The sequence below is a fragment of the Bradyrhizobium sp. USDA 4503 genome (genome assembly GCF_054055815.1).
Genome location: NZ_JBSRXS010000001.1, coordinates 2,192,851 through 2,207,123, shown reverse-complemented (window position 1 = coordinate 2,207,123; position 14,273 = coordinate 2,192,851). Strand labels below are relative to the sequence as shown.

The 14,273-nt window shown below is 63.5% G+C and carries 14 protein-coding genes; 13 read left to right on the top strand and 1 reads right to left on the bottom strand.

The annotated features are described in order from the left end of the window. Window positions 1-166: 166 nt before the first annotated feature. Window positions 167-2,227, top strand: a complete 2,061-nt coding sequence (locus ACVMIH_RS10900) for an FAD-dependent oxidoreductase (protein WP_057019551.1) — start codon at window positions 167-169, stop codon at window positions 2,225-2,227. A 226-nt stretch (window positions 2,228-2,453) separates the two neighbouring features. After that, window positions 2,454-4,496 (top strand): ABC transporter ATP-binding protein, encoded by a 2,043-nt coding sequence (locus ACVMIH_RS10895; protein ID WP_057019550.1) that lies wholly within the window; start codon window positions 2,454-2,456, stop codon window positions 4,494-4,496. Window positions 4,497-4,536: 40 nt separating this feature from the next. On the opposite strand, the gene ACVMIH_RS10890 is transcribed toward ACVMIH_RS10895, so the two are convergent. Continuing rightward, window positions 4,537-5,748 (bottom strand): FAD-dependent monooxygenase, encoded by a 1,212-nt coding sequence (locus tag ACVMIH_RS10890; RefSeq protein ID WP_456861643.1) that lies wholly within the window; start codon window positions 5,746-5,748, stop codon window positions 4,537-4,539. A 699-nt stretch (window positions 5,749-6,447) separates the two neighbouring features. On the opposite strand from ACVMIH_RS10890, the gene rpsL reads away from it, so the two are divergent. From rpsL to rplV, 11 genes are all read left to right on the top strand, one after another. Next, a complete protein-coding gene (gene rpsL, locus ACVMIH_RS10885; RefSeq protein WP_006611834.1) occupies window positions 6,448-6,819 on the top strand; it encodes a 30S ribosomal protein S12 in 372 nt (123 codons plus the stop codon). Between the two features lie 15 nt (window positions 6,820-6,834). Then, window positions 6,835-7,305, top strand: coding sequence for a 30S ribosomal protein S7 (gene rpsG, locus ACVMIH_RS10880; protein WP_016843741.1), 471 nt, complete (start codon window positions 6,835-6,837; stop codon window positions 7,303-7,305). 30 nt (window positions 7,306-7,335) lie between these two features. Beyond that, window positions 7,336-9,408 carry an elongation factor G gene (gene fusA, locus ACVMIH_RS10875; protein WP_057019548.1) on the top strand — a complete coding sequence of 691 codons (2,073 nt, stop codon included), beginning with the start codon at window positions 7,336-7,338 and terminating at the stop codon, window positions 9,406-9,408. Between the two features lie 39 nt (window positions 9,409-9,447). Next, window positions 9,448-10,638 carry an elongation factor Tu gene (tuf, locus tag ACVMIH_RS10870; protein ID WP_018272140.1) on the top strand — a complete coding sequence of 397 codons (1,191 nt, stop codon included), beginning with the start codon at window positions 9,448-9,450 and terminating at the stop codon, window positions 10,636-10,638. Window positions 10,639-10,724: 86 nt separating this feature from the next. Continuing rightward, window positions 10,725-11,033 (top strand): 30S ribosomal protein S10, encoded by a 309-nt coding sequence (rpsJ, locus tag ACVMIH_RS10865; RefSeq protein ID WP_002712302.1) that lies wholly within the window; start codon window positions 10,725-10,727, stop codon window positions 11,031-11,033. Between the two features lie 54 nt (window positions 11,034-11,087). Further along, window positions 11,088-11,807 carry a 50S ribosomal protein L3 gene (gene rplC, locus ACVMIH_RS10860; RefSeq protein ID WP_075968380.1) on the top strand — a complete coding sequence of 240 codons (720 nt, stop codon included), beginning with the start codon at window positions 11,088-11,090 and terminating at the stop codon, window positions 11,805-11,807. 1 nt (window position 11,808) lies between these two features. After that, window positions 11,809-12,429 (top strand): 50S ribosomal protein L4, encoded by a 621-nt coding sequence (gene rplD, locus ACVMIH_RS10855; RefSeq protein WP_016843745.1) that lies wholly within the window; start codon window positions 11,809-11,811, stop codon window positions 12,427-12,429. Then, on the top strand, window positions 12,426-12,725 hold the full coding sequence (locus tag ACVMIH_RS10850) for a 50S ribosomal protein L23 (protein WP_028339313.1): 300 nt from the start codon (window positions 12,426-12,428) through the stop codon (window positions 12,723-12,725). Before rplD ends, ACVMIH_RS10850 begins: the two co-directional genes overlap by 4 nt. 12 nt (window positions 12,726-12,737) lie before the next feature. After that, a complete protein-coding gene (gene rplB / locus ACVMIH_RS10845) occupies window positions 12,738-13,571 on the top strand; it encodes a 50S ribosomal protein L2 (RefSeq protein WP_021081655.1) in 834 nt (277 codons plus the stop codon). Between the two features lie 12 nt (window positions 13,572-13,583). After that, window positions 13,584-13,862 carry a 30S ribosomal protein S19 gene (rpsS, locus tag ACVMIH_RS10840; RefSeq protein ID WP_028335459.1) on the top strand — a complete coding sequence of 93 codons (279 nt, stop codon included), beginning with the start codon at window positions 13,584-13,586 and terminating at the stop codon, window positions 13,860-13,862. A 10-nt stretch (window positions 13,863-13,872) separates the two neighbouring features. Continuing rightward, window positions 13,873-14,259 (top strand): 50S ribosomal protein L22, encoded by a 387-nt coding sequence (gene rplV / locus ACVMIH_RS10835; protein ID WP_016843750.1) that lies wholly within the window; start codon window positions 13,873-13,875, stop codon window positions 14,257-14,259. Window positions 14,260-14,273: the final 14 nt, after the last annotated feature.

The window sequence follows — 14,273 nt, the reverse complement described above, 5'->3', positions numbered from 1 at the left end:
ACGGGTATGGCGAGAAGGCCGGCGTTTAGCCGGCCTTTTTGCTGCTTTCTTTGCTTGCTGCGGTGCAGGGACGCAGTTTGTTCATCTTTCCTTCAGGCAAAAAAGTGCCTTTGCTAGGGTGACTTAGACCGGTTGTTTGGCTCGCGCCGGAGACGACGGAATCCATATGCTCGACTTGGCTATCGTAGGCGGCGGCCCCGGGGGGCTGATGAGCGCCTGGTATTTGAAGCGCAAACTCGGCGACCTCTGCCGCGTTACCATCTTCGAGGCGTCGAACCGCCTCGGCGGCAAGATCGTCACGCGCAAATTCGACACCGCGCCCGCGATGTATGAGGCCGGCGTCGCCGAGATCTATGATTACTCGATGACGGGGCCGGACCCGCTGCGCGAGCTGATCCAGCATTTCGGCCTGCAGACGATCCCGATGGACGCCGAGCAGGTGCAGCTCGACGGCGAGTTGCTTGCCGACGTTCCCGGCATGCGCCGCAAATACGGGGCGAAGACCGCGGCCGCGATCGAGGCGTTCCGCAAGCGCTGCAGCGACCTGGTGTCGCCGATCGAATATTACGAGGGCGTCGGCGCCCACGACAACGAACACCCGTGGGCCTACAAGACCGCCGAGCAGGTCCTCGACGAGGAGGTCGAGGACGCGACCGCCAAGCGTTTCTTCAAGGTGATGGCGCGTTCCGACATCGCGACCGAGAGCCACAACACCAACGGCCTCAACGCGCTGAAGAACTACGTGATGGACGTCGACGGCTACATCGGCCTGTATTCGATCCAGAACGGCAACGAGCAGCTGATCGATTGTCTGCGCTCGGAAGTCAGCGCCGACATCCAGCTCAACCATCGTGTGCTCAAGGTCGGCAAGACCGCTGGCGGCCGCTACCAGCTCAACATGATGAACGGCAAGGGGCCGGAGACGCGCGACTTCGATCTCGTGCTGGTCTGCCTGCCGCACTCCTGGCTCGCGACCATGCGCTGGGACGGCGAACAGCTGCGCAAGTCGATGGTCAAGCACGTCGCCTATTTCGACCGGCCCGCGCATTATCTGCGGGTCTCGATCCTGTTCGACGAGCCGTTCTGGGGCGAGAAGATCCCGGGCGCCTGGTTCATGTCGGAAGCGTTCGGCGGCTGCTGCGTCTACAATGAGGGCGCGCGCCACGATGTCGGCAAGCACGGCGTGCTGAACTGGCTGATCGCGGGCTCGGATGCGCTGGCCTTCGCCAATCTCAGCGACCAGGAGCTGATCGATGCCGCGTTGAAGTCGCTGCCGGCCTCGCTCGGCGATGCGCGCGAGCATTTCCTGGAAGGCAAGATCCATCGCTGGCTGTCGTCGGTCAACGCGCTGCCGGGCGGCCTGCCGGTGCGCGACGTCATGACCAACCACCGGCCCGAGCCGAAGGAGCATCCCGGCATCGTGGTGGTCGGCGACTATCTGTTCGATTCGACGCTGAATGGACTGCTCGATTCCTCCGATGCCGCGACCGACATCATCGTCACCGAGATGATGCGGCTGCGCCGTACCCGCGCGCAGGACGAGAGCTCGCTGTCCGACAAGATCGACCGCAGCTATTTCGACAATTATCGCGGCGTCGGCCCCTACAGCGAGGTCTGGCGCAACTTCACCGACCCGGCCTATCTGACGGACCTGATCAAGACGGTCTGGGGCAGGGCGAAGGGCTACAAGCTGCTGATCGCCGGCTCCGCCAGCGGCGAACTGGTCGGCGCGCTGCGCGAACGTGGCATCGATGCCTGGGGCATCGAGAACAACCGCTACATCCACGGCAAGACGCCGAAGGCGCTCAAGAAGTACAACAAGCTCGGCTCGATCGCCGACATGCCGTTCAAGGCCAACGAGTTCGACTTCGTGTTCGAGACCTCGCTGTGCCATCTCGGCGAGAAGCAGGTCGTGCGCGGGGTGCGCGAGCTCAACCGCGTGGTCAAGACCGGCGTCGTGTTCGCGTCGGTGACCTCCGACATGGCGGCGGCAGTGATCGATCGCTACGACCTGCTGCGCGGGGTGAAGAAGCTCGGCACCTGGTGGGAGTGGTCGGAATTGTTCTTCGGCAACGGCTTCGATCTGTCGATGCACCGCCGCGACTGCACCGATGCGCTGTGGACATTGACGCTGGCCGCCAACAAGGGGCCGGGGCAGTGGTACGCCGACTCCGACAGCCTGCGCTATTCCTTCTTCGACAAGGTCGAAGCCGACCTCGACGACTAGCGGGACCGACCGGAAGCTTTTGCCGTGAGCCGACCGGCCTCGTGTCAACCAGCTGTCAAACGGCGGCAATTCTGCGCTCCGCGAATCCGCGCGAGCGCGCCGCGGCGTGTCGGCCGTTCCAAACGCTTTGCCGAATTCGTCGTGATCGCATAGGATTACGGGCGCAGTGTTATCAGCTGCGGTTTCGATTTGCGGTCATGCCGGCCGTGGAGCATCGGTTGGTTTCATGGCGCCAAGACCTCCTGCATCAGACGATCCGACGAGAGCGGCGGCCGACGATCCCGAGCTGAAGAAGAAGCCCGCGTCCGGTCCGCCCGCGGCGGCCGCCTCCACGAAGCCGTCCGCGGCGCCGGCTGACGACGAAGAGGAAGACGACGCGGACGACGAGTTCGAGCTCGATGACGACGATGATGACGAGGACCTCGTCGTCTTCACCGCCAAGGAAGCCGCCGGCGCGCTCTCCACGATCTTTGGCTTCGTCAGGCCGATCCTGGCGAACTACAGGAAGCCGTTCGCCTGCGTCGCCTTCGGCGTGCTGGTCGAGACGTTGTTCAACGTCATCATGCCGCTCAGCCTGAAATTCCTGATCGACGACGCGCTCGGCGAGGAGGATTTCGGGGCCCTCTACAAGATCCTCGGCGTGCTCGCGGTTGCCGGCATCGTCACCTCGATCATCGCGGTCTGGTACGAGCGCTGGGATGCGCGGCTGGGCGCCGGCATCATCGCCGACGTGCGGACGCGGCTGTTCGACCATGTCCAGAACCTGCCGTCGGCCTATTTCGCGCGCACCAAGCGCGGCGAGATCCTGTCGCGCTTCTCGATCGATTTGTCGGCGTTCGAGGGCTCGGTCAAGACCTTCGCCAACAGCGCGGCGCTGCCGGGCCTCGAGCTGGTCGCAGGCATCATCCTGATGCTGTTCCTGAACTGGCAGCTTGCCGTGGTCGCCTTGCTGGTGTTTCCGATCACCCTGATCGGGCCGCGCATCCTGACGCCGAAGGCGGTGCAAGCCAATTACGAGCAGAAGCAGAACGAGGCCGCGCTGCTCGGAACCGTGCAGGAGAACGTCGCCGCGCAGGCGGTGGTGAAGGCGTTCAATCTGCAGCGCCGGGCGCTCGGCTGGTTCACGATGCGCAACCGCGACGTCCGGGCCAAGGCCGCGTCAGCCATGTTCCTGTCGACCATGGTGGAGCGCACCGTCACCATCGCGGTGCTGCTGCTCCACCTCGTGGTGCTGGCGATCGGCGCCTATCTCGCCACCAAGGGGCAGATCACCGTCGGCACCTTCGTGACCTTCGAGAGTGCGTTCTGGGAGGTGTCGTACAACATCGCCCATCTGATGCATTTCATCCCGGTGTCGATCCAGTCGGCGGCGGCGGTGCGGCACATCCAGGAACTGCTCGACGAGCCGACCCGCGGCGCCGACCGTCCCGGCGCGCCGGATCTGCCGCGCATCACCAACGACATCTCCTTCGATCGCGTCACCTTCCAGTATGAGGGGGCACAGACGCCGGTGCTCGACAATCTCAGCCTCAAGCTCAATGCCGGCAAGAGCATTGCGATCGTCGGTCCCAGCGGCTCCGGCAAGAGCACGCTGATCAACCTGATCCTGCGGCTCTACGTGCCGGACGAGGGCCGCGTCGCCGTCGACGGCGTCGATATCCGCCGGGTGACGCGCGAGTCGCTGCGGGCCAACATGGCGGTCGTGTTCCAGGAGAACATGCTGTTCAACATGTCGATCCGCGAGAACATCCGGCTCGGCAAGGAAGGCGCGACCGACGCGGAGGTCGAGGACGCTGCCCGCAAGGCCGAGATCCATCGCTACATCATGAGCCTGCCGCAGCGCTACGACACGCCGGTCGGCGAGCGCGGCGATACCTTGTCGGGCGGCCAGCGCCAGCGCATCGCGATCGCGCGCGCGATCATCCGTAACCCGTCCGTGCTGCTGCTCGACGAGGCGACTTCGGCGCTCGACCAGACCACGGAGGCTGCGATCAATCGCACGCTGCTCAAGGTCGCCGAGGGCCGCACCATGATCTGGTCGACGCATCGCCTGACTTCGGTGGTCGAGATGGACGAGATCATCGTGATCTCCGGCGGCAGGGCGATCGAACGCGGCTCGCACGAGGAGCTGCTGGCCCGCAATGGCGTCTATCGCAAGCTGTGGGACGACCAGGGACATCTGAATCACGACGAGGACGCCGACGACGCGGATGATGACGATGATGACGATGATGAAGATGAGGACGAAGACGAGGATGAGGAGGCGTGAGACCCGCGTCGCGGGCGATGGTCGAGCGCCAGATTTTTCGTTACGCCCGGTCCGCGGCGTGCGGACGTTGCCGGAAGTGGTTGGCCGGCTGCGTCGTTGACGCCGCCGCCGCAGGGTTGTGCAGCCGGCGCAGCCAGCCGCGGCCGAGATAGCCGAAAAAGCGCGCCCAGCGCTGGGCCTGCCACGTGGGCCCGCTGCCGACCGACACCTCGCGGAAGCTGAATGCCTTGGCGTTCGACCAGGCGTCGCAGGCGGTCTTGACCGGATCGTCGTAGAACGCGGTGATCTTCTCCTCGCCCATGCCGTCGGTCGACAGCCAGGCCGGGATGTGGACGTTGCAGAGCTGGGCGACGTCGGTGAACACCTTGTCGGTACCGGTGCCGGTGACGGGGCAGGTGCTGGCGAAGGCATCACCGACCAGCACCACGCCGGCCTGCCGATAGCCGGTGCTGACAAAGATGTCGGCGGGCCTGATCTTGATATCGCCGGCGATGTCGAACTCGCCGGTGAGCCGGCGCAGCCGCGGCAGCGCGGCGTTCAGCGTCTCCACCGGATTGCGCCGCATCGCCCGCAGCCAGGGATCGTCGGCCTTGCGATAGGTGAAGAGGTTGGCGCGCATCCGGTTTCCGATCGGAAACAGCGTGATGTAGGGGATGCGGTCGCTCGGCCGCTCCGAGAAGTAGGTCATGGCCGCGAACGGGAAGGCGGGGCGGCCGACGGGGACGAAATCGAAGCCGAGCGAGATCGAGTGGCAGAAGCTCGTGACCAGCCGCTCGATGCCGAGCATCCGGCGCAACCCGACGTTCAGGCCGTTGGCAAGCACCACAAGGCGCGCCGAGATCTCCTCGCCATTGGCAAGCACGAGCCGCTGCCGCTCGGAACTGGTCGCGACATTGATCACCTTGTCGCAGATGAATTCCGCCGGCCCGGCGATTTCGTTCCGAATCGCCGCAATCAGCGCGTCGTACATGATGCCGTATTGCCGGCTCGGCTGCCGGTCGAGCAACCGGCCGAATCGCGCGATCCAGTTCTCGCCGTCCAGCGTCGCCGAGCGGAGCACCGACTCGGCGAGGCCGGTCCTGGCGAATCGCTCGAGCTGGAGGTCGCCGCCGATCTTTTCGACACGGAAATCGAACGGGTAGACCCGGTGGGGGTCGATCAGGATCGTCGGTATCCCGGCACGGCCGAGCATGACGGTTGCGGTCGAGCCCGCAAGACCGCCGCCGATGATCGCGATGTCGGTGTACCGCATGAGAATTCCGTGGCTGTGACCCCGATTTTTGCGCTGCGAATGGCAAATAAAGGCTTAGTTTCGAAGTTTGCCTTCGGGACTAACTTGGGGAGAGTTGTTTCTATTCATATTTTACCCGGATGTAATATGATTCCGCACGCGCCCGAAGATTCGGATGAAGTGCGCGGGGAGGTCGGTCGGCCGTCACATTTCGCCTTGCGCCGAACCTCGGTGAAATGCGAAATCCGCAAGTGCCAGAGGCGTTTCTTCGCTTGTCGTTTTGCTTGACTTCACTATCTCTCGATTATACAAGGCGCCCACTTAACGACAGGCGGTGAGCTACGCCAGCGTCGGAACGGAACACCCGAAGGTCCTTTTTGAAGAGCCGGACGGGCACCAACCTCGACGAATGCCGCTCAAACGCTGTCGATGATAGCTAGGCAATGCCAGGACGATATTAGTTCTCTTGAGCACGTCCTCTTGAGAGTGAATTCGGATGCATGACCTCGGTGGCGGACCGAACAGCGCACGCTGAACGGTTCGGGATCGCGGTCCTCTGTGGCGTCGATGCGCTTTCCGCTCAGCGATGAGTGGTTGGCGCGATTTCGCTTTGCGCGGTTGTTTGTTCCGTGTCGAGCGGGCCGTGCGGGACGGCTAGTCCTGAGAAGAAATTTGCGGAGCCATTCAAGGTTTTCGCGTGAACTAAAGGGTGAAGGCTGCATGCCGACGATCAACCAGCTGATCGCAAATCCGCGTGAAGTGCAGAAGTCGCGTAAGAAGGTGCCGGCGCTGCAGCAGTCGCCGCAGAAGCGCGGCGTGTGCACGCGCGTCTACACCACGACCCCGAAGAAGCCGAACTCGGCGCTTCGTAAGGTCGCCAAGGTGCGCCTGACCAACGGCTTCGAGGTGATCGGCTACATCCCGGGTGAGGGCCATAACCTGCAGGAGCACTCGGTGGTCATGATCCGCGGCGGCCGCGTCAAGGACTTGCCCGGTGTGCGCTACCACATCCTCCGCGGCGTGCTGGATACCCAGGGCGTCAAGAACCGTAAGCAGCGTCGTTCGAAGTACGGCGCGAAGCGTCCGAAGTAAGCGGGAACCGATCAGATGTCGCGTCGCCATTCTGCCGAGAAGCGTGAAGTTCTTCCGGATCCGAAGTTCGGGAACATCATCATTACGAAGTTCATGAACTCGGTGATGTACGCCGGGAAGAAGTCGGTTGCCGAAAACATCGTCTACGGTGCGCTCGGCATGATCGAGGCCAAGACCAAGCAGAACCCGCTCGGCGTGTTCGAGCAGGCGCTCGAGAACGTGATGCCGACCATCGAGGTTCGTTCCCGCCGCGTCGGCGGCGCGACCTACCAGGTTCCGGTCGAAGTCCGTTCGGTGCGCCGTCAGGCGCTCGGCATCCGCTGGCTGATCTCGGCCGCCCGCGAGCGCAACGAGAAGACCATGACGGAGCGTCTCTCGGCTGAGCTGCTCGACGCCTCGAACAATCGCGGCAACGCCGTCAAGAAGCGGGAAGACGTGCACCGGATGGCGGAAGCCAACCGCGCGTTCTCGCACTATCGCTGGTAAGGCGAACAACGGAATTTAAGGAACAGTTTCATGCCCCGCCAACATGCCATCGAGGACTACCGCAACTTCGGTATCATGGCGCATATCGACGCCGGCAAGACCACGACCACCGAGCGTATCCTGTATTACACCGGCAAGAGCCACAAGATCGGCGAAGTGCACGAAGGTGCCGCGACGATGGACTGGATGGAGCAGGAGCAGGAGCGTGGCATCACGATCACCTCGGCTGCGACCACCGCGTTCTGGAACGGCAAGCGCCTGAACATCATCGACACCCCCGGCCACGTCGACTTCACCATCGAGGTCGAGCGTTCGCTGCGCGTGCTCGACGGCGCCGTTTGCGTTCTCGACTCCAACCAGGGCGTCGAGCCGCAGACCGAGACCGTCTGGCGCCAGGGCGACAAGTACAAGGTTCCGCGCATCGTCTTCGCCAACAAGATGGACAAGACCGGCGCCGACTTCTTCAAGTGCCTGTCCGACATCGTCGACCGCCTCGGCGCCAAGCCGATCGCGATCCAGCTGCCGATCGGTGCCGAGAACAACTTCAAGGGTCTCGTCGACCTCGTGAAGATGAAGGGCGTCATCTGGAACGATGAATCGCTCGGCGCGAAGTTCGACTATGTCGACATTCCGGAAGATCTGGTCGAGCAGGCCAAGGAATATCGCGAGAAGATGGTGGAAGCCGCCGTCGAGCTCGACGACGACGCTTTGGCTGCCTTCCTCGACGGCAAGGAGCCGGACGAGGCGACCCTGAAGCGCCTGATCCGCAAGGCCGTGCTGACCGGCGCGTTCTATCCCGTGCTGTGCGGCTCCGCGTTCAAGAACAAGGGCGTGCAGCCGCTGCTCGACGCCGTCGTCGACTATCTGCCGTCGCCGATCGACGTGCCCGCGATCAAGGGCACCGACGATGAGGGCAACGAAGTCGTGCGCAAGGCGGACGACAAGGAGCCGCTGGCGCTGCTCGCGTTCAAGATCATGGACGACCCCTTCGTCGGCACCATCACCTTCTGCCGCATCTATTCCGGCATCCTGCAGTCGGGCACCGGCGTGGTGAACTCGACCCGCGAGAAGAAAGAGCGTATCGGCCGCATGCTGCTGATGCATGCGAACAACCGCGAAGACATCAAGGAAGCCTATGCCGGCGACATCGTCGCGCTGGCTGGCCTGAAGGAAGCGCGCACCGGTGACACGCTGTGCGATCCTGACAAGCCGGTGATCCTCGAGAAGATGGAATTCCCGGAGCCGGTGATCGAGATCGCGATCGAGCCGAAGTCGAAGGCCGACCAGGAAAAGCTCGGCGTGGCGCTTGCCAAGCTCGCCGCGGAAGATCCGTCGTTCCGCGTGTCGACCGACCAGGAGTCCGGCCAGACCATTCTCAAGGGCATGGGCGAACTGCATCTCGACATCAAGGTCGACATTCTCAAGCGCACCTACAAGGTCGACGCCAACATCGGCGCGCCGCAGGTGGCGTTCCGCGAGCGCGTGACCAAGAAGGCCGAAGTCAAGTACACCCACAAGAAGCAGACCGGCGGTACCGGTCAGTTCGCCGAAGTGTCGATCGTCGTCGAGCCGAACGAGCCCGGCAAGGGCTATGAGTTCGAATCGAAGATCGTCGGCGGCGCGGTGCCGAAGGAATACATCCCCGGCGTCGAAAAGGGCCTCAACAGCGTGATGGGCTCCGGTGTTGTTGCCGGCTTCCCGGTGGTGGACGTCAAGGTGCAGCTGGTCGACGGCAAGTATCACGACGTCGACTCGTCGGCACTGGCGTTCGAAATCGCATCGCGGGCTGCGTTCCGCGAAGCGTTGACGAAGGGCAAGTCCGTTCTGCTCGAGCCGATCATGAAGGTCGAGGTGGTGACCCCGGAAGACTACACCGGTTCGGTCATCGGCGACCTGAATTCCCGGCGTGGCCAGATCCAGGGCCAAGACATGCGCGGCAACGCCAACGTCATCAACGCGATGGTGCCGCTCATGAACATGTTCGGTTACGTGAACAACCTGCGCTCGATGAGCCAGGGTCGCGCGACCTTCACCATGCAGTTCGATCACTACGCCGAAGCTCCGGCGAACGTGTCGGCTGAAGTCCAGAAGAAGTTTGCCTGATTGTCGTTGATGGCAGTCAACGATTGAACGGAGAGTCAAATGGCCAAAGCTAAATTCGAACGTAACAAGCCCCACTGCAACATCGGCACCATCGGTCACGTCGACCATGGCAAGACCTCGCTGACCGCAGCGATCACCAAGGTGCTCGCAGAAACCGGCGGCGCGACGTTCACCGCCTACGACCAGATCGACAAGGCGCCGGAAGAGAAGGCCCGCGGCATCACGATCTCGACCGCTCACGTCGAGTACGAGACGACCAACCGCCACTACGCCCACGTCGACTGCCCCGGCCACGCCGACTACGTGAAGAACATGATCACCGGTGCCGCCCAGATGGACGGCGCGATCCTGGTCGTGTCGGCTGCTGACGGCCCGATGCCGCAGACCCGCGAGCACATCCTGCTCGCCCGCCAGGTCGGCGTGCCCGCGCTCGTCGTGTTCCTCAACAAGTGCGACATGGTCGACGATCCGGAGCTGCTCGAGCTCGTCGAGCTCGAAGTCCGCGAGCTGCTCTCGAAGTACGAATTCCCGGGCGACAAGATCCCGATCATCAAGGGCTCGGCGCTCGCCGCCCTCGAAGACAAGGACAAGAAGCTCGGCCACGACGCCATCCTCGAGCTGATGCGCAACGTCGACGAGTACATCCCGCAGCCGGAGCGTCCGATCGACCAGCCGTTCCTGATGCCGGTTGAAGACGTGTTCTCGATCTCGGGCCGCGGCACCGTCGTCACCGGCCGTGTCGAGCGCGGCGTGATCAAGGTCGGCGAGGAAATCGAAATCGTCGGTATCCGCGACACCCAGAAGACCATCGTCACCGGCGTCGAAATGTTCCGCAAGCTGCTCGATCAGGGCCAGGCCGGCGATAACATCGGGGCGCTGCTCCGCGGCACCAAGCGCGAGGAAGTCGAGCGTGGCCAGGTGCTGTGCAAGCCCGGTTCAGTCAAGCCGCACACCAAGTTCAAGGCTGAGGCTTACATCCTCACCAAGGAAGAGGGCGGTCGCCACACCCCGTTCTTCACCAACTACCGTCCGCAGTTCTACTTCCGCACCACCGACGTGACCGGTGTCGTGCACCTGCCGGAAGGCACCGAGATGGTGATGCCGGGCGACAACATCGCGATGGAAGTGCACCTGATCGTGCCGATCGCGATGGAAGAGAAGCTGCGCTTCGCGATCCGCGAAGGCGGCCGCACCGTCGGCGCCGGCGTCGTCGCCGCGATCATCGAGTAACTACGCGAATAGGGAATGGCGAGTAGCGAGTGGGGCACTCCATTCGCTATTCGCTACTCGCCACTCACTAAAGAAAGAATACGGCAATGAACGGCCAAAATATTCGCATCCGTCTCAAGGCGTTCGACCATCGAATCCTCGATACGTCGACCCGCGAGATCGTGAACACGGCGAAGCGCACCGGTGCGCAGGTTCGCGGACCGATTCCGCTGCCGACCCGCATCGAGAAGTTCACCGTCAACCGTTCGCCGCACGTTGACAAGAAGAGCCGCGAGCAATTCGAGATGCGCACCCACAAGCGCCTCCTCGACATTGTCGACCCGACCCCGCAGACCGTCGATGCGCTGATGAAGCTCGACCTGGCCGCCGGTGTCGACGTCGAGATCAAGCTCTAAGGTTTTGGATTTTTACGTCCGCCGCTTGCGGACAGAAAGACAGGAAGCACGCCGATGCGCTCCGGAGTGATCGCACAAAAGGTCGGGATGACGCGGGTCTTTACGGAGACCGGCGAGCATATCCCTGTGACCGTGCTGAAGTTGGGCAACTGCCAGGTGCTGGGCCACCGCACGACCGAGAAGAACGGCTATGTCGCTCTTCAGCTCGGCTCGGGCGCCCGCAAGACCGTGTACATGCCCAAGGCCGAACGCGGCCAGTTCGCGGTCGCCAAGGTCGAACCGAAGCGCAAGGTCGCCGAGTTCCGCGTGTCCGAGGACGCGCTGATCCCGGTCGGCGCGGAAATCCAGGCGGACCATTTCGTGGTCGGCCAGTTCGTCGACGTGACCGGCACCTCGATCGGTAAGGGCTTCGCCGGCGGCATGAAGCGCTGGAATTTCGGCGGTCTGCGCGCCACCCACGGTGTGTCGATCTCGCACCGTTCGATCGGTTCGACCGGTGGCCGTCAGGACCCCGGCAAGACCTTCAAGAACAAGAAGATGCCCGGTCACATGGGCGTCGACCGCATCACCACGCTCAATCTGCGCGTGGTTTCGACCGACGTCGAGCGCGGCCTGATCCTCGTCGAAGGCGCCGTTCCCGGCTCCAAGGGCGGCTGGATCTCGGTGCGCGACGCGGTCAAGAAGCCGCTGCCGAAGGACGCCCCGAAGCCCGGCAAGTTCAAGGTTGCAGGTGGCGAAGCTGCCGAGGCTGTGGCCGAGAAGGAGGGCGTGTGAGATGGAATTGAAAGTCACGACCCTTGAAGGCAAGGACGCCGGATCCGTCGAGCTCTCGGACGCGATCTTCGGTCTCGAGCCGCGCGCCGACATCATCCAGCGCTGCGTGCAGTGGCAGCTGAACAAGCGTCAGGCCGGTACCCACAAGGCCAAGGGCCGCGCCGAGATCTGGCGCACCGGCAAGAAGATGTACAAGCAGAAGGGCACCGGCGGCGCCCGTCACGGCTCGGCCCGCGTGCCGCAGTTCCGCGGCGGTGGCCGTGCGTTCGGTCCGGTCGTTCGCTCCCATGCGACCGACCTTCCGAAGAAGGTGCGCGCGCTCGCGCTCAAGCATGCGCTCTCGGCCAAGGCCAAGGACGGCGGGCTGATCGTGATCGACAATGCGCAGCTCGAGGCCGCCAAGACCAAGGCGCTGCTCGGTCACTTCTCCGGCCTCGGGCTCACAAACGCGCTGATCATCGACGGCGCCGAGCTGAACGCCGGTTTCGCGACCGCGGCCCGGAACATTCCGAACATCGACGTGCTGCCGATCCAGGGCATCAACGTCTACGACATTCTCCGCCGCCAGAAGCTGGTGCTGACCAAGGCTGCGGTTGATGCGCTGGAGGCGCGCTTCAAATGAAGAACATCGATCCGCGCCACTACGACGTCATCATCTCTCCCGTCGTGACGGAAAAGGCGACGCTCGCCTCCGAGCACAACAAGGTGATGTTCAAGGTCGCCGGCAAGGCGACCAAGCCGCAGATCAAGGAAGCGGTCGAGAAGCTGTTCGACGTCAAGGTGAAGAGCGTCAACACTCTCGTTCGCAAGGGCAAGACCAAGGTGTTCCGCGGCAATCTCGGCTCGCAGTCGGACACCAAGCGCGCGATCGTGACCCTGGAAGAGGGCCACCGCATCGACGTGACTACCGGACTATAAGGCGCAACGACGATGGCATTGAAAACCTACAATCCCACGACGCCGGGCCAGCGCCAGCTGGTCATGGTCGATCGTTCGGCGCTCTACAAGGGCAAGCCGGTGAAGACCCTGACCGAGGGCAAGCTCGGCAACGGCGGTCGCAACAACACCGGTCGCATCACTGTGCGTTTCCGCGGCGGCGGCCACAAGAAGGCCTACCGCACCGTCGACTTCCGCCGCGACAAGGTGGACATGCCGGCGGTCGTGGAGCGGCTCGAGTATGATCCGAACCGCACCGCGTTCATCGCGCTGATCAAGTATCAGGACGGTGAGCTGGCGTACATCCTGGCGCCGCAGCGCCTGGCGGCAGGCGACACCGTCGTCGCCGGCAACTATGTCGACGTCAAGCCGGGCAACGTCATGCCGCTCGGCAACATGCCGGTCGGCACGATCGTGCACAACATCGAGCTGAAGATCGGCAAGGGCGGTCAGCTGGCGCGCTCCGCCGGCACCTACGCCCAGATCGTCGGCCGCGACCAGGACTACGTGATCGTCCGCCTGAACTCGGGCGAGCAGCGTCTGGTGCACGGCCGTTGCCGCGGCACGATCGGCGCGGTCTCCAACCCCGATCACATGAACATCTCGATCGGCAAGGCCGGTCGTACCCGCTGGCTCGGCTGGCGTCCGCACAACCGCGGCGTCGTCATGAACCCGATCGATCACCCGCACGGCGGTGGTGAAGGTCGTACCTCGGGCGGTCGCCACCCGGTTACTCCGTGGGGCAAGCCGACCAAGGGCAAGAAGACCCGCACCAACAAGTCGACCAACAAATTCATTCTCCTCAGCCGCCACAAGCGGAAGAAGTAAGGAACGCCGGACATGGTTCGTTCAGTCTGGAAAGGCCCGTTCGTCGAGGGTTCTCTGCTCAAGAAGGCAGATGCCGCGCGCTCGTCCGGCCGTCACGACGTCATCAAGATCTGGAGCCGCCGCTCGACCATCCTGCCGCAGTTCGTCGGCCTGACGTTCGGCGTCTATAACGGCCACAAGCACGTGCCGGTGGCAATCAACGAGGAAATGGTGGGTCACAAGTTCGGCGAGTTCTCGCCGACCCGGACCTTCCACGGCCATTCGGGCGACAAGAAAGCCAAGAAGGCTTGAGGATTAACCGATGAGCAAACCAAAGCGCGAACGTAGCCTCGCGGACAATGAGGCCAAGGCCGTCGCCCGCATGCTGCGCGTCAGCCCGCAGAAGCTCAACCTGGTGGCGCAGCTGATCCGCGGCCGCAAGGCGTCCGCTGCGCTCGCCGACCTGCAGTTCTCGCGCAAGCGGATCGCGGTCGATGTCAAGAAGTGCCTGGAATCGGCGATCGCGAACGCCGAGAACAACCATGACCTGGAGGTTGACGATCTGGTCGTCGCCGAGGCGCATGTCGGCAATGGCATCGTGATGAAGCGTTTTGCTCCGCGCGGCCGTGGCCGTTCGGGCCGTGTGTTCAAACCGTTCTCGCACCTGACCATCGTGGTTCGTCAGGTCGAGGCCGAGGCAAGCGCCTAAGAAGGGCGCAGGAG

Coding starts and splice junctions, on each gene's coding strand:
- ACVMIH_RS10900 (WP_057019551.1), top strand. CDS start 167: ATGCTCGACTTGGCTATCGTAGGCGGCGGCCCCGGGGGGCTGATGAGC.
- ACVMIH_RS10895 (WP_057019550.1), top strand. CDS start 2,454: ATGGCGCCAAGACCTCCTGCATCAGACGATCCGACGAGAGCGGCGGCC.
- ACVMIH_RS10890 (WP_456861643.1), bottom strand. CDS start 5,748: ATGCGGTACACCGACATCGCGATCATCGGCGGCGGTCTTGCGGGCTCG.
- rpsL (WP_006611834.1), top strand. CDS start 6,448: ATGCCGACGATCAACCAGCTGATCGCAAATCCGCGTGAAGTGCAGAAG.
- rpsG (WP_016843741.1), top strand. CDS start 6,835: ATGTCGCGTCGCCATTCTGCCGAGAAGCGTGAAGTTCTTCCGGATCCG.
- fusA (WP_057019548.1), top strand. CDS start 7,336: ATGCCCCGCCAACATGCCATCGAGGACTACCGCAACTTCGGTATCATG.
- tuf (WP_018272140.1), top strand. CDS start 9,448: ATGGCCAAAGCTAAATTCGAACGTAACAAGCCCCACTGCAACATCGGC.
- rpsJ (WP_002712302.1), top strand. CDS start 10,725: ATGAACGGCCAAAATATTCGCATCCGTCTCAAGGCGTTCGACCATCGA.
- rplC (WP_075968380.1), top strand. CDS start 11,088: ATGCGCTCCGGAGTGATCGCACAAAAGGTCGGGATGACGCGGGTCTTT.
- rplD (WP_016843745.1), top strand. CDS start 11,809: ATGGAATTGAAAGTCACGACCCTTGAAGGCAAGGACGCCGGATCCGTC.
- ACVMIH_RS10850 (WP_028339313.1), top strand. CDS start 12,426: ATGAAGAACATCGATCCGCGCCACTACGACGTCATCATCTCTCCCGTC.
- rplB (WP_021081655.1), top strand. CDS start 12,738: ATGGCATTGAAAACCTACAATCCCACGACGCCGGGCCAGCGCCAGCTG.
- rpsS (WP_028335459.1), top strand. CDS start 13,584: ATGGTTCGTTCAGTCTGGAAAGGCCCGTTCGTCGAGGGTTCTCTGCTC.
- rplV (WP_016843750.1), top strand. CDS start 13,873: ATGAGCAAACCAAAGCGCGAACGTAGCCTCGCGGACAATGAGGCCAAG.